The organism is Variovorax sp. PAMC26660, from assembly GCF_014302995.1.
Classification (GTDB): domain Bacteria; phylum Pseudomonadota; class Gammaproteobacteria; order Burkholderiales; family Burkholderiaceae_C; genus Variovorax.
The window spans coordinates 3,547,279-3,565,461 of sequence record NZ_CP060295.1 but is presented as its reverse complement, the minus strand read 5'-3'; the positions used below and the strand labels follow the sequence as shown (position 1 = coordinate 3,565,461).

Annotated in this window: 17 protein-coding genes; 9 read left to right on the top strand and 8 right to left on the bottom strand. The window is 66.3% G+C overall.

All coding sequences use genetic code 11. The annotated features are described in order from the left end of the window. Positions 1-43: 43 nt before the first annotated feature. Positions 44-1,198 (bottom strand): rod shape-determining protein RodA, encoded by a 1,155-nt coding sequence (gene rodA, locus H7F35_RS16940; RefSeq protein WP_187113965.1) that lies wholly within the window; start codon positions 1,196-1,198, stop codon positions 44-46. A 137-nt stretch (positions 1,199-1,335) separates the two neighbouring features. Here rodA and H7F35_RS16935 point away from each other — a divergent pair, with 137 nt between their 5' ends. Next, entirely contained in the window at positions 1,336-3,399 is a 2,064-nt protein-coding gene (locus H7F35_RS16935; RefSeq protein WP_187113964.1) for a carboxypeptidase regulatory-like domain-containing protein, read from the top strand. Between the two features lie 23 nt (positions 3,400-3,422). On the opposite strand, the gene H7F35_RS16930 is transcribed toward H7F35_RS16935, so the two are convergent. Next, positions 3,423-5,246: a histidine kinase gene (locus tag H7F35_RS16930; RefSeq protein ID WP_261803657.1), complete on the bottom strand. Its 1,824-nt coding sequence runs from the start codon at positions 5,244-5,246 to the stop codon at positions 3,423-3,425. Between the two features lie 24 nt (positions 5,247-5,270). Then, positions 5,271-6,023 (bottom strand): response regulator, encoded by a 753-nt coding sequence (locus H7F35_RS16925; protein ID WP_187113962.1) that lies wholly within the window; start codon positions 6,021-6,023, stop codon positions 5,271-5,273. Between the two features lie 439 nt (positions 6,024-6,462). Between H7F35_RS16925 and H7F35_RS16920 the strand changes: the two genes are divergently transcribed. The 5 genes from H7F35_RS16920 (at position 6,463) to mtgA (ending at position 11,741) form a co-directional block, all read left to right on the top strand. Beyond that, entirely contained in the window at positions 6,463-7,056 is a 594-nt protein-coding gene (locus H7F35_RS16920) for a YqiA/YcfP family alpha/beta fold hydrolase (protein WP_187113961.1), read from the top strand. A 47-nt stretch (positions 7,057-7,103) separates the two neighbouring features. Then, positions 7,104-9,170, top strand: coding sequence for a ribonuclease catalytic domain-containing protein (locus H7F35_RS16915; RefSeq protein WP_187113960.1), 2,067 nt, complete (start codon positions 7,104-7,106; stop codon positions 9,168-9,170). 109 nt (positions 9,171-9,279) lie between these two features. Beyond that, on the top strand, positions 9,280-10,131 hold the full coding sequence (locus H7F35_RS16910) for an energy transducer TonB (RefSeq protein ID WP_187113959.1): 852 nt from the start codon (positions 9,280-9,282) through the stop codon (positions 10,129-10,131). Between the two features lie 21 nt (positions 10,132-10,152). After that, complete coding sequence (gene aroE, locus H7F35_RS16905; RefSeq protein WP_187113958.1) at positions 10,153-11,001, top strand: shikimate dehydrogenase; 849 nt, start codon at positions 10,153-10,155, stop codon at positions 10,999-11,001. Beyond that, positions 10,998-11,741 carry a monofunctional biosynthetic peptidoglycan transglycosylase gene (gene mtgA, locus H7F35_RS16900; RefSeq protein ID WP_187113957.1) on the top strand — a complete coding sequence of 248 codons (744 nt, stop codon included), beginning with the start codon at positions 10,998-11,000 and terminating at the stop codon, positions 11,739-11,741. The genes aroE and mtgA overlap by 4 nt, the downstream gene beginning before the upstream one ends. Here mtgA and H7F35_RS16895 read toward each other — a convergent pair. After that, positions 11,707-12,123: a DUF2809 domain-containing protein gene (locus H7F35_RS16895; protein ID WP_187114306.1), complete on the bottom strand. Its 417-nt coding sequence runs from the start codon at positions 12,121-12,123 to the stop codon at positions 11,707-11,709. The two genes, mtgA and H7F35_RS16895, sit on opposite strands and share 35 nt — an antisense overlap. Before the next feature lie 9 nt (positions 12,124-12,132). Here H7F35_RS16895 and H7F35_RS16890 point away from each other — a divergent pair, with 9 nt between their 5' ends. From H7F35_RS16890 to ruvC, 3 genes are all read left to right on the top strand, one after another. Further along, positions 12,133-13,014 (top strand): lysophospholipid acyltransferase family protein, encoded by an 882-nt coding sequence (locus H7F35_RS16890; protein WP_187113956.1) that lies wholly within the window; start codon positions 12,133-12,135, stop codon positions 13,012-13,014. A 356-nt stretch (positions 13,015-13,370) separates the two neighbouring features. Beyond that, the gene (locus H7F35_RS16885) at positions 13,371-14,360 is read left to right on the top strand and encodes a phosphatidate cytidylyltransferase (protein ID WP_187113955.1); all 990 of its coding nucleotides are present in this window, start codon (positions 13,371-13,373) and stop codon (positions 14,358-14,360) included. A 1-nt stretch (position 14,361) separates the two neighbouring features. Further along, on the top strand, positions 14,362-14,910 hold the full coding sequence (ruvC, locus tag H7F35_RS16880; RefSeq protein ID WP_093244927.1) for a crossover junction endodeoxyribonuclease RuvC: 549 nt from the start codon (positions 14,362-14,364) through the stop codon (positions 14,908-14,910). A gap of 7 nt (positions 14,911-14,917) precedes the next feature. Here ruvC and H7F35_RS16875 read toward each other — a convergent pair whose 3' ends face one another. The 4 genes from H7F35_RS16875 to ftsZ form a co-directional block, all read right to left on the bottom strand. Then, on the bottom strand, positions 14,918-15,400 hold the full coding sequence (locus H7F35_RS16875; RefSeq protein ID WP_187113954.1) for a hypothetical protein: 483 nt from the start codon (positions 15,398-15,400) through the stop codon (positions 14,918-14,920). Between the two features lie 72 nt (positions 15,401-15,472). Beyond that, positions 15,473-15,649: a hypothetical protein gene (locus H7F35_RS16870; protein ID WP_187113953.1), complete on the bottom strand. Its 177-nt coding sequence runs from the start codon at positions 15,647-15,649 to the stop codon at positions 15,473-15,475. 28 nt (positions 15,650-15,677) lie between these two features. Beyond that, positions 15,678-16,601 (bottom strand): UDP-3-O-acyl-N-acetylglucosamine deacetylase, encoded by a 924-nt coding sequence (gene lpxC, locus H7F35_RS16865; RefSeq protein WP_187113952.1) that lies wholly within the window; start codon positions 16,599-16,601, stop codon positions 15,678-15,680. 245 nt (positions 16,602-16,846) lie between these two features. Beyond that, the gene (ftsZ, locus tag H7F35_RS16860) at positions 16,847-18,061 is read right to left on the bottom strand and encodes a cell division protein FtsZ (RefSeq protein ID WP_187113951.1); all 1,215 of its coding nucleotides are present in this window, start codon (positions 18,059-18,061) and stop codon (positions 16,847-16,849) included. Positions 18,062-18,183 lie beyond the last annotated feature (122 nt).

Here is an 18,183-nt window from a genome sequence, read left to right as displayed (position 1 = left end):
GCCGCCCTCTCCCGTGCCGCCCCGAGGGCACTCGGCGCCAGTTCTAGTTCTGGGCCAGCTTCCTGGCCCGGGCGATCGACATCAGGATGCCCAGCCCCAGCCCCAGCGTCACCATGGCCGTTCCGCCATAGCTGATGAACGGCAACGGCACCCCCACCACCGGCAGGATGCCGCTCACCATGCCCATGTTGACGAAGGCATAGGTGAAGAAAATCATCGTGACCGCCCCCGCCAGCAGGCGCGAGAACAGGGTCGGCGCGTTGGTGGCGATGGCCAGCCCGCGGAAGATCAGCAGGATGAAGGCCGCGATCAGCGCCAGGTTGCCCATCAGCCCGAATTCCTCGGAATAGGCGGCAAAGATGAAGTCGGTGGTGCGCTCGGGAATGAATTCAAGGTGCGTCTGCGTGCCCTGCATGAAGCCCTTGCCGCCCACCCCGCCAGAGCCGATGGCGATCATCCCCTGGATGATGTGGAAGCCCTTGCCCAGCGGGTCCTTGCTCGGGTCCAGCAGCGTGCACACGCGCTGCTTCTGGTAGTCGTGCAGCACCTTCCAGTCGACGCCGTCGGCGCACAGCTTCGACTCGAAGCCCACGATCAGCGTCACGGCCACCGCGCCGATCAGCACCGGCGGCACGATCAGCTTCCAGGGCAGGCCAGCAAAGAAGATCACCGCCATGCCCGCCGCCAGCACCAGCAGCGACGTGCCCAGGTCGGGCTGCTTCATGATGAGCCCGACCGGCACCGCCAGCAGCACCGTGGCCACCACGAAGTCGAGCGGCCGCAACTGGCCTTCGCGCCGCTGGAACCACCAGGCCAGCATCAGCGGCATCGCGATCTTGAGAATTTCGCTGGGCTGGATCACAACGCCCACGTTGATCCAGCGCTGGGCACCCTTCTTGGTGATACCGAAGAGCGCCACTGCAACCAGCAGTGCCACGCCCGCCGCATAGAGCGGCACCGCGAACATCATCAGCCGCTGCGGCGGCACCTGCGCCACCACGAACATGATGAAGCCCGCCAGCAGCATGTTGCGGCCATGGTCGATGAAGCGCGAACCGTGGTCGTAGCCCGAGGAATACATGGTCGCCAGCCCCGCAAAGGCCAGCAGGAGCACGGCGAAGGCCAGAAAGCCGTCGAAGCCCTGGAAGATGGGCGCGACACGACGCGCCAGGGAGGGCTGATTGAACACGGCAGACATGGGGGCGAATTATCCGGCTTTCTGTATACGAATTCCGTGTGTTTGGCTCTCCGTGGAATTCCTCCTGCCGACCGTCGCGGATCCGTCGTCACCTCCTTTTACATTTGCCGGGTTCATAAATAAAAGGGAGGATTTGAATGAGGTCTCAACTTCTGCGCCTGTCGCTCGTGGCAGGTCTTTGCATTTCGGTCGCCGCATGCGGTGGTGGCGGCGGTGGCGGCGGCGGCCTCCCCCTCGGCTTGGGCGGCTCGCCCACCCCGACCTCTCCCGCTTCGACGTCGCTCAGCGGCACGGCCGCCACCGGCGCGGCTTTCGGCGGCGCCACCGTCACGGTCCAGGATCAAAGCGGAGCAACGGTCTGCACCACCCAGACCGACGGCCAGGGCACCTACAACTGCGTGCTGTCCCCGGCAACCAAGCCTCCCCTCGCCGTCACCGCAGTGCGCGATGACCAGTCGCTCTACAGCACCGTCGCCAGCAGTGGCGGCACGGCCAACATCACGCCGCTGACCACGGTCATCGTGTCCCGACTGTCGCCGGATGGCCGGCCAGCCAATCTGGCAGCGGCCATCCAGGCCGACGCGGGCACCGTGACCGACGCGCGCCTGCAGCAGCAGACGGCCGCCCTCGCCGCCGCGCTCAAGTCGGTGCTGGACGCTCTCGGGCAAGCCAGCTTCGACCCGATCTCCGGCAAGTTCAGCGCCGATGGCACCGGGCACGACAAGGTGCTCGACGCGCTGCTGGTCAGCGTGCGCCCCGACAGCAGCGCTGCCAACATCGAGATCACCGTGAAGGGCCTTCCGTCGGGCGACGGCGCCTCTCCGACCTCCGTCATCTTCCGCAGCAGCGATGCCTCCGTTCCCGCGCTGCCGACGAGCATCACCGCGGACCAACTGGCCAGCCTTCCCCCACCGACCTTGCTGGCCGATCTGTTCAACCGCCTGAACGCGTGCTACCGGCTGCCGCTGTCGCAACGCGTCACCGCGCCGAACGACGCCACAGCCGTGACCGGCGGCCCGGCCGACGTGACCGCGCCTGCCTGCCGCGAACTCTTCGTCGGCAACGATCCTGCCGGCTACATCAACAGCGGCTTCGGAGTGGGCCGCGATGCCAACAACCAGGGCGGCTTCAGCACCCTGTTTCGTCCCGAAAACACGGGCCGCACCTGGGACCGTGCGAACTTCGAATTCTTCAGGCCGAACGGCGACCTGACGCTGAGCTACCGCGCGACCGACGTGGGGGACAACGTCGTCTTCGGCACCCTCACCGCGCGCAAGGTCGGCGGCACGCTCAAGATCTCGGGGGACGGCCACGTCTACGCCTCCAACGTGCGCCCCGTGTTCGCCTACCGCGACATGATCAACTCGCCCGCATTCAACTCGTACACCACGGGCTACGGCATCCCGATCCGGAACCGGCAGGAAAACGGCGCGGCGCTCTTCAGCAAAGTCATCGTGACCTCGCCGCTGAACAAGGTCCTGACCTTCATACCGCAACCCGGTCTGTCGTTCCTCGTGGTGACCAGGCCCGACGGCACGCCGGAGCTCAACAACGGCATCAACCTGCGCGGCATCTACGAGAACCCGTCCACGCCCGGCAGCCTGGCGAGCCGTGAATCCGGCATCGGCCTGCTCGACCCCCAGTACACCGACCAACAGATCAGCCAGTTGCAGGACCAGAGTGTGTGGAAGTTCGAGTTCGTGCACGCGACATCGGGTGTTCCCAACGTGATCCAGTACGAACGCACGCTCTCGCGCGCTGCAACGATCGGGGAAATCCGCCAGCAGCCACTGTTCGACCTGACACCGGCGATGCGCACCCAGTTGGTCGCCCGCACCAGCGCCGACTCCGGTTTGGTCTACCCCGCGAACAGCGTGAACCAGCCAAACATCCTGGACATCAGCGCCACCGGCAACCAGGACGCATGGGTTGTGCCGCGCGGTGCGCTGGCGCCCTCGGTGCTGACGGCCTACGGCTTCGCCAAGTCGAGCACTCGTTTCAACGACAGCGTCGCTCTGTCGACCACGGCGCGCAAGGCAATGATCGACTGCTCGGCCGAGACGCTTGGCGACACGCATTGCGACAGCAATGCAGGCAAGCAGTACGCAGAAGGAACCCGGGTGCATTACCTGGCGTTCGAGGCCTACAACGCACGCAGCCTCGGCATCACGCGCTACGTGTTGTTCTACAAACAGTTCTGAGAAAGCGTCCGGGCCCCTCGGACTCAAGCAAATTCGAGCTGAACCACGGTGCGCCCCGGTCGGCTTTCCAGCCCCAGCCGGGCGCCGATGGCCCCGGCGCGCTCCGCCAGTGACCGGGGCGCATGCGCTGCATCGAAGCCCCGACCGTTGTCGATCACGCGCAACTGCACCGTCGTGCCCTGCATGCCTGCCTCGATCCGCAGCACGCTGGCGTGGGCGTGCTGCAGCACGTTCGAGATGGCCTCGAACAGCAAAAACTGCAGTTGTCGCATGGCCTGCGCGTCGAGCCGCGCCACCGGCGCGACCTCGTCCACCGCCCACTCGAACTCGATGCCCGCCGCCGCCAACCGGGGCTCCAGCCGGTAGCGCAGCGCCGCGAGCAAGGCGCCGATGTCGCCCGGCGGCAGGTGGATCGAGTCGATAGACAGCTTGAGCTGGTCGAGCGAGTCGCGCAGCGTGCGCAGCAGGTCGCCCGAGCTGGTCTGGCCCGACTGCAACTGCCGGATTGCCGAACTGATGTGCGAGCCCACGCCGTCGTGCATGTCGCGCAGGATGCGCTCGCGCTCGTGGGTGCGCGCCTGGTCGCGCGCCGCCGCTTCCAGCTCTGCATAGGTGGCCGCCAGTTCGCGCTCTCGCTGCGCCACCCGCTCGGCCAGCGCCGCCACCGATCCCCGTGCCTGGACGCTCGCGGCATGAAAGCGCCGCAGCACGATCAGCAGCAGCGCCACGCCGAAGAACACCGAGGAATAGCGAACCCAGGTGGTTTCACCGTAGGCATCGCTGAGCCGGATCACCAGCCAGTCGCGTGCGCCGAACGCCACCGTCACCAGCGCGGCGCCGGCCACCAGCAGTTGCTCGGCGTTCGGCTTGCGAACGGTGGCCACAGCGAAGGCGGCGACGAACAGGAAGATGAGCACGATCTCGACAGCAAGCCAGCCGGTGAGCCACAACGGCTCGTCGCGGTGCAGCGACAGCGCGCTGAACACCACGGTGCCGACCACGATCGCGCCCATCGGCCAGCGCACCCACTGGTAGCGAGGGTTTCGCCCCCATCCTGCGATGTGGAAACCGAACATCATGACGGAGACCGCCCAGCCCGCGTAGCAGGCAGCCATCAGCACGCCCCAAGGCCCCCACGACAACGGCGGCTCGGGAATCACCCCGTCGGCCACGCGGATCGCCCAGCAGAACTCGGCCAGCGCGGCCCAGAAATAGAGGCCCTCGCGCCGCGTCCGCCCTTTGGCATCGACCTCGACCTGCGTCAGCCAGAGCGCCAGCGCGATGCCGCCGACGATCAGGCTGAAGGCGGTCAGCAGTACGGAGCCGGTGAAGCGCCAGGCGTAGGCGCTCTCGAAGAACTCGGTGCGCACCGGCGTGGCCGGTCCGATGACCACGCGCGACAAGCCGGCACGCCTTGCGCTGTCGGCACGCAGGTGGATCTGCAGATGGTTGTCGCCCTTCTTCAGCAGGTGCCCCGGCACCGGTACGTAGATTGGTGCCTTGGCATAGTCGGCCTGGTTGCCGCTGCCCAGGTCACCGTAGACCTGCAGCAGCGCATCGTTGAGCTGCACCTCGAACACGCTGCCGGCGCGCGGAATGAAGATGCCCCAGGGCGCCTCGGGCGTGGCCTCGAGCGTGAACGGCAGGTCGAAGTTCGCGAAGCCGGGCCGGCCCTGGTGCATGCGGTCCCAGTGGTAGGAAAGCTCGACCGGCGCTGTGCGCGTGACACCGTCGATGGTGGTCGTCACGGTGCCCTGGCGCAGTTCGATCGGGCTGTCGGGCGCAGCCGCATTCGCAGCCCCGGCGATGCCCGCAAGGAGCAGCACCGGCCATAGCAAAAGCAGCAACAACCGCCTCGGCAGCATCCGCGCTCAGCCCGGATGAGACAGCAGGCCGAGACGCGTCGCTTCGAAAACCGCCTCGCTCTTGGAATGCACCGCGAGCTTTCCGTAAAGGTTCTTGATGTGGGTCTGCACCGTGTGCACGCTCAAGCCCTTGAGCCGCGCAATCTCCGCATACGAGAAGCCCCGGGCGATCAGCGTCAGCACCTCGTGCTCGCGTGCCGACAGCAGGCCGCGATCGGTCTCCCCTGCGGCCACCTCGGGCGCAACACCTGGCGCGGCGGCGCCCCCCGGCATCGCCGCCGACTGCAGGCTGCGGTACTTCGCCAGCACCCGCCGCGCGATCATGGGCGAGATCGGCGAGGCGCCGGCCTTCATCTCGACGATGGTCTGCGCGATGTCCTCGGGCGCGGCGTCCTTGTGGATGTAGCCCACGGCGCCGGCCTCGATGCTGGCGAGCACGTTCTCTTCGTCGCCGAAGACCGACACCACCAGCGGTTCGCAGCCGGGGAAACGGGCGACGGCATCGCGGATCACGTCCAGGCCGGTGCCGTCGGGCATGCCCAGGTCGACCAGCAGCACATCGGGAATCGTGACGGTGTGGGCCAGCCAGGCCAGCGCCTCCTGCACGGTGCCCGCGCTGCCGAGCCAGAAGAGGCGCGGACTGCGCTGCACGCTGGCCTCGAAAAAGGCGCGTGCGCGACTGTCGTCTTCGACGACCAGCACGCCCCATCGGCGTGGCATTGCGTCGTCGTGAGCCTCTGTATTCATGGTCACGAGCATAAGCCGCGGCGCACAGCGGAAACCCCCAAGCGCATCCCTAGTTCATGGGATGCGCCCATCGCGACCCGCCACGACACTTGCGCCGCCTTTTTGAACATGGATTCGCGCCGGGCGGAACACAACGCGTCGACCTTCACTTCGACCCGCGTCCCGCAAGGTGCCAGCGCCGACGTGGGCTTCAGTAACCCGAACGTAGGCTTTTTAAATCGCGAAGGTCATGCTTTGAATACTTTCGATCACTAGGCGCCCAGCCTGTGCCGGACGGAGGTAAACAAGGTGCCTGCGCCCCCTAAGTCTCGGTAAGCTTGCGGCTTCCCGAGAGACCCCGCAATGCGGGGTTTTCTACGTTGGAAACAGCCTCGCGCGCACAGACCTCATGCAAAATTACCCGGTCCCGGCAAGCGGGGTGCAACGTCGGCACCTCCAGTTTCCTTCCCGCATGGATCCGCAAACCACCCACCTGTTGTACCTGCACGGCTTTCGCTCCTCGCCCCGTTCGACCAAGGCACGGCTGGTCGCGGAACGCGTGGCGCAACGCCACCCCAACCTGCAGTGGTGGTGCCCGCAACTGCCGCCTTCGCCGCACGATGCCATCGACATGGTGATGAAGGGCATCGCGGACTGGCCGCGCAAATCGATGGCCGTGGTCGGTTCGTCGCTGGGCGGTTTCTACGCCACCTACGTGGCCGGCATGACACGCTGCCGCGCCGTGCTGCTCAACCCGGCCGTGCACCCGGCACGCGACCTCACGCGCTACATCGGCGACCAGACCGTGTGGCACGACCCGGCCGAGCATTTCTATTTCCGCCCCGAATACATCCATGAGCTGCGCGCCATGGAGGTCGGCCAGCTCACGCGGCCCGAGCGTGTCTTCGCCATCATCGCCAAGGGCGACGAAGCACTCGACTGGCACGAGATGTCGGCGCGCTATCCCGACAGCAACATCAAGCTGCTCGAAGGCAGCGACCACGCGCTGTCCGACTTCGAAAAAGCCCATCTCGATGACGTGATGGCCTTCATCAACCCCGTCTGAGCACCGCCGGGCCGGACAGCCCTGGCCTGCGTGGGACAATCCGCGCCATGTTTGTATTGTTTGAAGAAGCCGGCAAGTACCTCGGTGGCCGCGTGCTGTCGGAGGCCGAAGCATCGGCACAAGTCGAGCTCGAAACCGGCAAGCGCGTCAAGGTCAAGGGCGCCAACATTGTTCTGCGTTTCGAGAAACCGTCACCCACCGAGTTGATCGCGCAGGCGCGCACGCTCGCCGCCGCGATGGACCTGGACCTTGCCTGGGAATTTGCGGCCGAGGGCGAGTTCGGCTTTGCCGATCTCGCGGCCGACTATTACAGCGACAAGCCGTCGCTCGCCCAGCAGGCCGCCGCACTGTTCGCGCTGTTCGAGGCGCCGCACTACTTCCGCCGCGCGGGCAAGGGGCGCTTCAAGAAGGCGCCCGCCGAAATCGTGCAGCAGGCGCTGGCCGCCATCGAGAAGAAGAAAGCCGTTCAGGCGCAGATCGTCGAATGGGCCGGGCAACTGGCCGAGGGCGTGTGCCCGCCGCCGATCCGCGAGCAGCTCTACAAGATCCTGTTCAAGCCCGACAAGAACGCCCCCGAATACAAGGCTGTGGTCGACGCCTCGCGCGCCACACAGCGCCCGCCGCTCGATCTGCTGGAGCGCGCAGGCGCCATCGATTCGCCCTACCAGTTCCACTGGCGGCGCTTCCTGTTCGAGAACTTCCCCAAGGGCACCGGCTTCCCGGCGCTCGCGGCACCGGCCATCGTGGACGACCTGCCCGTGGCCGTTGGCGTGCAGGCCTTCTCGATCGACGATTCGCAGACCACTGAAATCGACGATGCGCTCTCGGTACAAGGCCTGGGCAGCGGCACCGTCACCGTCGGCATCCACATCGCCGCGCCGGCCCTGGCGCTGACACCCGGCAGCGCCATCGACAACGTGGCGCGTGCGCGCATGTCGACGGTCTACATGCCGGGCTACAAGATCACGATGCTGCCGGACGAGGTGGTCAACACCTACACGCTGCTCGAAGGCGGCGACCGCCCGGCCGTGTCGCTCTACGCGCGCTTCGACGAAGCCACGCTGGAGCTGCAAGGCACAGAGACCAAGCTCGAACGCGTGCCGATCGTCGCCAACCTGCGGCACGACCAGCTCGATGCCGTCGTCACGCAGCCCTGGCTCGAAGACGCCGCGTTCACGAACGACAACACGCCTGAAGCCGCAGCCAACCTGCGCGCCCCGCTCTCCTTCCTGTTCCGCCTCGCGAAGCAGTTGAAGGCGCAGCGCGAAGTGGTGCGCGGCAAGCCGGAGAACTTCAACCGGCCCGACTACAACTTCCGCCTCGTCGGCAACGACGGCAACGAACCCACCGGCAACGAGCAGGTGCAGATCAGCACCCGCCAGCGCGGCGCGCCGCTCGACCTGATCGTGTCCGAAGCGATGATCCTGGCCAACAGCACCTGGGGCAGTTGGCTCGGCGAACTCGGCGTGCCCGGGCTCTACCGCAGCCAGGCCAGCCTGGCGCCCGGCATCAAGGTGCGCATGGGCACGCGCGCGCTGCCGCATGCGGGCCTGGGCGTGAAAAGCTATGCGTGGAGCACCTCGCCGCTGCGCCGCTACACCGACCTCGTGAACCAGTGGCAGATCATCGCGGCCGCGCGCCACGGCAAGACCGCCGCGCTGGCCGCGCCCTTCAAGCCGAAGGACGCCGACCTGTTCTCGATCCTCTCGGGTTTCGACGCGGCCTATGCGACCTACAACGGCTACCAGGGCGGCATGGAACGCTTCTGGACGCTCAAGTACCTGCAGCAGCAGGGCATCACCGAGCTGGAAGCCACGGTCATCAAGGACATTCCCAACGGCGCGCTGGTGCGTGCCGATGCGCTGCCGCTGGTGTTCCCGGTGGCCGGCCAGCAGGAGCGCGGTGCGCGCCTGCGCGTGAAGCTCGGCGAGATCGACGAGATTGCGCTCGACGTGAACGGCACCGTGCTGGAACGCCTCGACACGCCGAAGACCGATGCGGACGGCGCCGCCGACGACGACAGCGGTGAAGACGAAGAAGTGGTGGCAGGCCCTATCGCCATTGCCGTCGACCTGAGCGACAACGAGGCCGCGCCGGAAAACACGCCGGCATGAGCCGCCGGGCCGTTCCCAAGGCGAATACCGAAGCGCGCAGCGCGGAGGTTTGTTCAATGCTCGCCGGCGGATCGTCCGCAGAAACGCGGCCCCTGGAGGACTTTCGAGAATGAATTTCAAGGACTTCAGCACGCTGCAGATTGCACTGGGCGTGTCGGTCATTGCGCACGCCGCGCTGCTCGCGGTGCGCTTCGTCGACCCCGAGTCGTTCAACCGGGTCTTCAGCGAAACGCCGCTCGAAGTGATCCTGGTCAACAGCAAGACCAAGGACAAGCCGGACCCGGGCGCCAAGGTGATGGCGCAGACCTCGCTCGCAGGCGGCGGCGACCTCGAAAAAGGCCGCGCAACCAGCCCGCTGCCGCCATCGAGCTTCACCTCCGTCGGCGATTCGTTCGAGGATTCGCGGCGCCAGGTCGAGGCCATGCAGGCCCAGCAGATGCAGATGCTCGCGCAGCTCAAGCGCGACCTGGCTGCAATGCCCGTGCCCGATCCGCGTGCCGCCGGCGACCCGACCGAAGCCGTCGCGCGCGAGGAAAAGCGCCGCCAGATGGTCGAGCTGCTCGCCGAGATCGAGCGCCGCGTGAACGAGGAAAACGCACGCCCCAAGAAGCGCTACCTGAGCCCTTCGACGCGCGAGGCCGCCTACGCCATTTACGTCGACACGCTGCGCCGCCGCATCGAAGTGCGCGGCACTGAAAACTTCCCCACGGCGGCCGGCAAGAAGCTCTATGGCGAGCTGAAGATGACCGTCACCATCAACAACGACGGCAAGGTGCTCGACACCGCGGTCGATGAAAGCTCGGGCGACCTGACGCTCGACCGCCGCGCGCAGGCCATCGTTCGCAGCATCGGCAATTTCGGCAAGTTCACCGACGCGATGCGCAAGCAGACCGACCAGATCGTGCTGCAGTCGCGCTTCAAGTTCACGCGCGACGAGACCATCGAACTCTCATCGCAGTAGCCCTCAAGAAAGCAAGGCGCCATGGACCTGTACTGTGTAATGGGCAACCCCGTCGAGCACAGCCGCTCGCCTCGCATCCATGCCCGTTTTGCCGAACTCTGCAGCCAGCAGATGGACTATGGCCGGCGCCTGATTCCACTCGGCGCCTTTGCCGAAGGCATTGCCGCTTTCCGGCGCGAAGCCGCTGAACGCGGCGACACCGCGCGCGGCTGCAACATCACCGTGCCCTTCAAGTTCGAAGCCGCCGCGCTGGCGCAGCACACCAGCGAGCGCGCATTGCTCGCGCAGGCCGTCAACACGCTGCGCTTCGACGCCGACGGCGGCATTCACGCGGACAACACAGACGGTATCGGCCTGGTCAACGACATCGTGCGCAACGCGGGTGTGCCGCTGGCCGGCAAGGAACTGCTGCTGATCGGTGCAGGCGGCGCTGCCGCAGGCGTGCTCGGCCCGTTGCTCGACGCGGGCGCCGCGCGCATCGTGGTGGCCAACCGCACCGTCGACAAGGCCGTGGCCGTGGTCCGCCGCCATGCCGCGATCGCACTGCGCCACGGTGCCACGCTCGAAGCCTGGGCCCTGGACGACGTGCCGGGCGCCTTCGACGTGGTGGTCAACGCCACGGCTTCCAGCCTCGCGGGCGATGCGGTGCCGGTGAGCGCATCCGTGCTGCGCGCCGGCGGGCTCGCGGTCGACATGATGTACGGCCCCGCCGCCGCCGGCTTCATGGCCTGGGCCGAGGCGCACGGCGCGGTGGCGCGCGACGGGCTCGGCATGCTGGTCGAGCAGGCAGCCGAGTCGTTCGAGATCTGGCGCGGCGTGCGTCCGCCCTCCGCTCAGGTGTTGGCCGAACTGCGCGCCGAACTGAAATGAAAGCCGTGCTGCGCCTGATCGCCTGCCTCGTGGTGGCGGGCGTGGCACTCCAATTGTTCTTCGTGGTCCGCATCGCGACGATGGCGGTGATCGATCCGACGAGCACGGCCTTCCAGCGCTCCGAGGCCTGGCAGATCGCCATTCACCAAGGCACGGGCGGTGGCTGGCGGCAGCAGTGGGTGCCGTACACGCAGATCAACGACACGCTCAAGCGCGCAGTCATCGCGAGCGAGGATGCCGGCTTCGTCGACCACAATGGCGTGGAGTGGGAAGCCATCGAACGCGCGCGCCAGCGCAACGCCAAGGCCGAGGAACTGGCGGCCAAGCGCACCGCGCGCGCGGTGGCGCGCGGCAAGCCGGTGCAGCCCGTGCGGCTGCGCGGCGGCTCGACCATCACGCAGCAACTGGCCAAGAACCTGCTGCTGTCCGGCGAGCGCACCATGCTGCGCAAAGGCCAGGAGCTGGTGCTCGCCACGTTGCTCGAAGTGCTGCTCGACAAGCGGCGCATCCTCGAGCTGTACCTGAACAATGTCGAATGGGGCGAAGGCGTGTTCGGCGCCGAGGCGGCGGCGCAGTACTACTTCAAGAAGCCGGCATCGCGCCTGAGCGCCAACGAGGCCGCGCGCCTCGCGGTGATGCTGCCGAGCCCCAAGTTCTTCGAGCGCCGGCCCGGCTCGCCCTACCTCAGCAACCGGGCGTCGACGGTCATGGCGCGGATGTCTGCGGCCGAGCTGCCCTGAAAGCGCAGAGCAGGCCTTCGATGGCCAGCACGCCGGCGAAGCCGATCACGTAGGCCAGCACGTCCCACCAGTCGGCCGTGCTGCCGAGCACGATGCGCAAGGCGCGGTTCGGAATGTGCAGGTGCCATGCCGACGCCAGGTACTGCCCCAGCTCGACCGCAACACCCACGCCCAGTGCGGCCAGCGCCAGCGGCAACACGCGCGTGCCGATGACCGTCTTGAAGACGAAGTACACCCACACCACGGCCAGCACGTCGCCGAAGAAGCTGCGCACCCAGCCCCAGCGTGCGCCGACGGTGGCCAGCAGCACGAGCACTAAAAACAGGGCCACCGCCCACACCAGTGAAAGAGGATCGAAACGCCATCGCATGGCCCGTATCATCGCGCCCATATGCTGGCAAAGCTCACAGGTTGGTTGTTGTTGGGAATCGTCCGGTTGCTGACAGGCGCCCAGGCGCGCTGGTACGGTTGTCCGCCGAAGGCCGAGCAGCGCATCTATTTCGCCAATCACCAGAGCCACGCCGACCTCGTGATGATCTGGGCGGCCTTGCCCGAGGAGCTGCGCAGCATCACGCGGCCGATTGCGGCGCGCGACTACTGGGCCAACACGCCTTTCAAGCGCTGGATCACGACCGAGGTGTTCAACGCGGTGTATGTGGAGCGTGCAGCGACGACGCCACCGGCACCTGCCGCATCGGTTATGGCCGAAGCCCCTCCATCTTCGGCTGTACCGCGCGCTGTCGTGGCGCCGCCCGCCGAGCGCATCGAGCCTTCGATGGAGCCGCTGCTGCCGATGTCGCTGCCCTTCGCCGATACGTCCGTCGAAGTCATGAACGAAGTGCAGAGGCAGCTCGACCTTCCTGCGCCGCCGCCTCCACCACCGCCCGCGCCTGAGCCACCGCCTGTGGCAGTGGAGCCTGAGCCGCCTGTGGCAGACGTACCGCCCGCCGTCGACCCATTGGCGCCGCTCATCGAAGCCCTGCGCAGCGGCGACTCGATCATCATCTTTCCCGAAGGCACGCGCGGCCACACCGGCGAGCCGCAAAAGTTCAAGTCGGGCCTGTACGCGCTGGCGACGATGTTCCCCGAGGTCGTGCTGGTGCCGGCGTGGATCGACAACGTGCAGCGTGTCATGCCCAAGGGCGAGATCGTGCCCGTGCCCATCCTCTGCTCCGTGACCTTCGGCGCGCCTGTTCGTGTCGAAGAAGGCGAAGAGCGCCGGCCTTTTCTTGATCGCGCACGCGCTGCGGTGATTGCCTTGCGTGACGTCTGAAATGAAATCCTGTTTTTCTGTTCTTCGCGTTGTGCGGTTTGAGCGCTGCTGCTGTTCAGGGCGACGCTCGCGCCGACACGGGGCTCTTTTTCGCGAATGTCCCCCGCTTCGCTCCTCCTTTATTTCGCGAAAAAGAGCCCCGTATCGGCGCGAGCGTTGGACAGAGCAGTCGTTGACCGGCTGCACACCAGCCGCGTGCCCCTGTGCGAATGACACCAGGTGCTCCCCGCAGCGAAATAAAGGAGGAGCGAAGCGGGGGACATTCGCGGAGGGGAGCACCTGGGGTCATTCGCACTCGCCCCGAATGTGCCCTCTACGAACACAAGCCGCCCACACAACGCGCGAAGAAAACTGACATGAACCAGTTCCTGCGCAGCCTCACCCCGACCCAGCAGGTCGCCGCCCTCTTCCTCATCGTCTTCGGCCTGCTCGTGATCGTGAGCACCACCGCTTTCTTCCTGAGCTTCAGGGAAAAGCGCAACCCCGTGCACGACGCCACCTGGCAGGCCGAGCTGGCGCACTTCCGCGCGCTGCTCGGCACCACGTGGTTCATGGTGATCATCTTCTGGATCGGCTGGGCACTCGGCGAGACAGTCGCCACCGTGCTGTTCGCGCTGATCTCCTTCTTCGCGCTGCGCGAGTTCATCACCCTCTCGCCCACGCGGCGCGGCGACCACCGCAGCCTGATCCTCGCCTTCTTCGTGGTGCTGCCGATCCAGTTCTGGCTGGTGGCCACGGCGCGCTTCGACCTGTTCACCGTGTTCATTCCGGTCTACGTGTTCCTTGCGATGCCGGTGGCGAGCGCGCTGGCCAATGATCCGAGCCAGTTTCTGGAGCGCAACGCCAAGCTGCAGTGGGGCATCATGGTCTGCGTCTACGGCATGAGCCACGTGCCGGCGCTGCTGCTGCTGAGCTTTCCGGGCTACGAAGGCAAGAGTGCGTTCCTCGTGTTCTTCCTGGTGTTCGTGGTGCAGACCTCGGTGCTCGTGCAGCACCTGATCTCGCGCCGCACGCAGCGCCCACCCTTTGCGCCCAACGTGAGCCGCAGCTTCAACTGGACCAGTTGGGGCATCGGCATCGTGGTGGCCAGCCTGGTGGGCGCGCTGTTCTCGTTCATCACGCCTTTCAAGTTCGGACAGGCGCTCGCGGTGTCGGTCATTGCCTGCATCGCCGGTTCGATGGGCCACCTGGTGATGAAGGCGCTCAAGCGCGACCGCGGCATTCCCAACTGGGGCAAGAAGGGCGTGGGCGTGACCGGCGCCAATGGCCTGCTCGATCGCGTCGATGCGCTGTGCTTTGCTGCGCCCATCTTCTTCCATTCGATCCGCTGGTACTTCAACGCCTGACATGCGAATTCTCGGCATCGACCCCGGCTTGACGACCACCGGCTTCGGCGTGGTCGATGCGGACGGCCACGCACTGCGCTACGTCGCCAGCGGCACCATCAGCACGCGGCACCTGGGCACTGGCAACCTGCCGGCGCGGCTGAAGGTGCTGTTCGACGGCATCGCGGAAGTCAATGCGCGCTACCAACCGGATGCGTCGGCGGTTGAAATCATCTTCGTCAACGTCAACCCGCAATCGACACTGCTGCTGGGCCAGGCGCGCGGCGCCTGCGTGACCTCGCTGGTCAACTGCAATCTCTCGGTGGCCGAATACACCGCGCTGCAGATGAAGAAGGCGGTGGCGGGCCACGGCCAGGCCGCCAAGGCGCAGGTGCAGGAGATGGTCAAGCGCCTGCTCGATCTGCCCGGCCTGCCGGGCGCCGACGCGGCGGACGCGCTGGGCATTGCCATCACGCACGCACAGGTCGGCCGCTCGATGGCCCGGCTGGCGGAAGCGGCCGAGTTGTCGAAGACCCACGCCGGCACCTACCGGCAAGGTCGTTCGCGCTGACAGTGGCCTATCGCCTGAAGTCCAGCCGCCCGTGGGTCCAGCGACCATCGATCCGGCGGTTGTCGACGATCAGGCCTACCCATGGCTGCGTGATGGCCGGGTTGCTCAGGTTGATGTAACGACCTACGAGCTGCTGGAGGCCGACCTGGCGAACGTCCAGCAACGCCCGGCGCGCACCGTCGCTCCAGTCGAACAGCATGTAGATGCGGCCGACTGCGATCTTCACGCTGGCCTCGCCTTGCTTCCAGGCTGCGGCGGTGTCGCCGGGGATTGTCGGGTCCGCGCCGCCGTTCCAGCGGCTGGACCAGGCACCACCGATCGACGAAACCTGTGCCGCGTTGAAGGACTGGCCCCAGGCCACGGCATTGACGTCGCTGGCCGCCCCATCGAGGCGAACGCCGGCGGCGAACCGGTTGATGTCTTCACCGTTCGGATCGGGTGCGTCCTGCACGCCGAACGGATTGCGGGGCACTTGAATGGAGGTGTTCATGGCGCCATCGTGCGCCGCTCGATTTTGTTCGGCATGCCGTTTCCGGACATGCGAACGAAAGCCGGAAAGCTGCTACGCCACGCGCTCGGCGATCAGCACCGCGAAGAAGCCGAAGGCGGCCAGCAGCGTCCACTTGAGCACGATCCAGCCGAAGCGCCGGAACTTGACCTGACCCGTGCCGGCGTAGAACGCGAAAGACACGCCGGCCACCAGCAAAAGCAACAGGATGGCCCAGCGAAAGAGAAGCATGAGGAAGTGATGTGGAAGAAGCAGCGGCCTACCAGGCCCGCGCCACTTCGCTGAAACCGCGCGGCGCGCGCTTTTCGTCCTCGAAGGTCACGACTTCGTAGGCATCGCTGTTCGCCAGCAGTTCGCGCAGCAGCTTGTTGTTGAGCGCATGGCCCGAGCGGAACGCCGTGTAGGCGGCCAGCAGCGGCTTGCCGATGATGTACAGGTCGCCCATGGCATCGAGGATCTTGTGCTTCACGAACTCGTCGTCGTAGCGCAGGCCGCCCGCATTGAGCACCTTGGTGTCGTCCATCACGATGGCGTTGTCCAGTCCGCCGCCGAGCGCCAGGCCCTTGCTGCGCATGTACTCGACTTCTTTGGTGAAGCCGAAGGTGCGGGCGCGTGCGATGTCGCGGCTGTACGAATCGGAGCCCAGGTCGAACTCCACGCGCTGGCCGGTGGAGTTGACGACGCGGTGATCGAAGTCGATCTCGAAGCTCAGCTTGAAGCCGTGGTACGGCTCCAGGCTCGCCCACTTCTCGTTGGCGCCCTGGCCTTCGCGCACCTCGACCTTGCGGAGCACACGGATGAAGCGACGCGGTGCCTTCTGCAGTTCGATGCCCGCGCTTTGCAGCAGGAACACGAAGGACGAGGCCGATCCGTCGAGGATCGGCACTTCGTCGGCCGTGATGTCGATGTAGAGGTTGTCGATGCCCAGGCCCGCGCAGGCGGACATGATGTGTTCGACGGTCTGCACCTTGGCGCCGCCGGTGGAGACCGTGGATGCCAGGCGCGTGTCGGTGACCGATTCAGCGGTCATGCGGATCTCGACCGGCTCGGGCAGGTCGACGCGGCGGAACACGATGCCCGTGTCGGCCGGGGCTGGTCGCAGGGTCAGCTCCACGCGTTGCCCGCTGTGAAGCCCCACGCCCACGGCGCGGCTGATCGACTTGAGGGTTCGTTGTTGCAGCACGCCGGGGATTTTAGGCGCGTGACGGGCGTGACGCCCCATTCCCCTCGCTATGGCACCGATAGACATACGTTCAATGGAAGCGCCCGACGATGGACGCAAGGGGCACGAAGCGTTCGCAGTGCGTAGAGCCGGCGCCAGTCCCTTTCAGGTCTTTGCCGTACCCCTTGCGAACCTTCGTGCCCTCTGCGTCCGGTCGAGTCCGCTGTCGGTGATTTCTGAAGAAACCACCGGCAGCGTCTCCTTGATCAGTCAGCCTGGCGGCGCAGGAAAGCGGGAATCTCGAAGTCGTCCATGCCACCCGACGACAGCGCATCGACCTTGGCCGCAGCCATCGTGCGGTTGGTACGCCACACGCTGGGAACCGCCATGCCGTCGTAGTTCGGCTGGCTGCCACCGCTGCTGTGCGCATGGCCGGTACCGCCGAGCGTGGGCACTGTGAAGCCGATGTTGTCGGTGCCGGTGCGGATCACTTCCAGCGTCGGAGCCTGGCGGCGGGCATCGGCACGCGACAGGCCCGTGGCCACCACGGTCACGCGCATTTCGTCGCCCAGGGCTTCGTCGTAGGCCGCGCCGTAGATCACGTGGGCATCGGGCGAGGCGTAGGCGCGGATGGTGTTCATCGCGAGCTTCGATTCGTTCAGCTTCAGCGAACCCTTCGATGCCGTCACCAGCACCAGCACGCCCTTGGCGCCCGACAGGTCGATGCCTTCGAGCAGCGGGCAGGCCACGGCTTGTTCGGCGGCGATGCGCGCGCGGTCCGGACCTGCGGCCGCGGCCGTGCCCATCATGGCCTTGCCGGGCTCACCCATCACGGTGCGCACGTCTTCGAAGTCGACGTTCACGCCACCGTACTCGTTGATGATTTCCGAGATGCCGCCCACGGCGTTCTTCAGCACGTCGTTGGCGTGCGCGAAGGCTTCGTCCTGGGTGATGTCGTCGCCCAGCACGTCGAGCAGCTTTTCGTTGAGCACCACGATCAGCGAATCGACATTGGCTTCGAGCTCGGCCAGGCCGTCGTCCGCATTCTTCATGCGGCGACCGCCTTCCCAGTCGAAGGGCTTGGTCACCACACCCACGGTGAGGATGCCCATTTCCTTGGCGATGCGCGCGATCACCGGTGCGGCACCGGTGCCCGTGCCGCCGCCCATGCCGGCGGTGATGAACAGCATGTGTGCGCCGTCGATGGCCGCGCGGATTTCATCCACCGCGAGTTCGGCCGCTTCACGGCCCTTGTCGGGCTTGCTGCCCGCGCCCAGTCCGCTGGTGCCGAGCTGGATGATCTTGTTCGCATTGCTCCGCGTGAGCGCTTGTGCGTCGGTGTTCGCGCAGACGAATTGAACGCCCTGCACACCGCGCTCCATCATGTGGGCGACCGCATTGCCGCCGCCACCGCCCACACCGATCACCTTGATCTGCGTGCCCTGATTGAACTCTTCGACTTCGATCATTTCGATGGTCATTTTTAACTCCTTGAATCTTGCAGTTGCCGTTATGTATCTATGAATATTTCTTGTGCTGTGACGAGATCAACGATGGGGTCGTCGTCGCGGTGGACCTGTGCGTCGCCATCGCTCGTTGAAAT

Excerpts from the sequence above, each read along its gene's own strand:
- H7F35_RS16925 (WP_187113962.1), bottom strand. The coding sequence starts at position 6,023 with ATGCTCGTGACCATGAATACAGAGGCTCACGACGACGCAATGCCACGC.
- H7F35_RS16895 (WP_187114306.1), bottom strand. The coding sequence starts at position 12,123 with ATGATACGGGCCATGCGATGGCGTTTCGATCCTCTTTCACTGGTGTGG.
- H7F35_RS16915 (WP_187113960.1), top strand. The coding sequence starts at position 7,104 with ATGTTTGTATTGTTTGAAGAAGCCGGCAAGTACCTCGGTGGCCGCGTG.
- H7F35_RS16875 (WP_187113954.1), bottom strand. The coding sequence starts at position 15,400 with ATGAACACCTCCATTCAAGTGCCCCGCAATCCGTTCGGCGTGCAGGAC.
- H7F35_RS16885 (WP_187113955.1), top strand. The coding sequence starts at position 13,371 with ATGAACCAGTTCCTGCGCAGCCTCACCCCGACCCAGCAGGTCGCCGCC.
- ftsZ (WP_187113951.1), bottom strand. The coding sequence starts at position 18,061 with ATGACCATCGAAATGATCGAAGTCGAAGAGTTCAATCAGGGCACGCAG.
- ruvC (WP_093244927.1), top strand. The coding sequence starts at position 14,362 with ATGCGAATTCTCGGCATCGACCCCGGCTTGACGACCACCGGCTTCGGC.
- mtgA (WP_187113957.1), top strand. The coding sequence starts at position 10,998 with ATGAAAGCCGTGCTGCGCCTGATCGCCTGCCTCGTGGTGGCGGGCGTG.
- H7F35_RS16935 (WP_187113964.1), top strand. The coding sequence starts at position 1,336 with ATGAGGTCTCAACTTCTGCGCCTGTCGCTCGTGGCAGGTCTTTGCATT.
- H7F35_RS16920 (WP_187113961.1), top strand. The coding sequence starts at position 6,463 with ATGGATCCGCAAACCACCCACCTGTTGTACCTGCACGGCTTTCGCTCC.
- aroE (WP_187113958.1), top strand. The coding sequence starts at position 10,153 with ATGGACCTGTACTGTGTAATGGGCAACCCCGTCGAGCACAGCCGCTCG.
- H7F35_RS16870 (WP_187113953.1), bottom strand. The coding sequence starts at position 15,649 with ATGCTTCTCTTTCGCTGGGCCATCCTGTTGCTTTTGCTGGTGGCCGGC.
- H7F35_RS16910 (WP_187113959.1), top strand. The coding sequence starts at position 9,280 with ATGAATTTCAAGGACTTCAGCACGCTGCAGATTGCACTGGGCGTGTCG.
- rodA (WP_187113965.1), bottom strand. The coding sequence starts at position 1,198 with ATGTCTGCCGTGTTCAATCAGCCCTCCCTGGCGCGTCGTGTCGCGCCC.
- H7F35_RS16890 (WP_187113956.1), top strand. The coding sequence starts at position 12,133 with ATGCTGGCAAAGCTCACAGGTTGGTTGTTGTTGGGAATCGTCCGGTTG.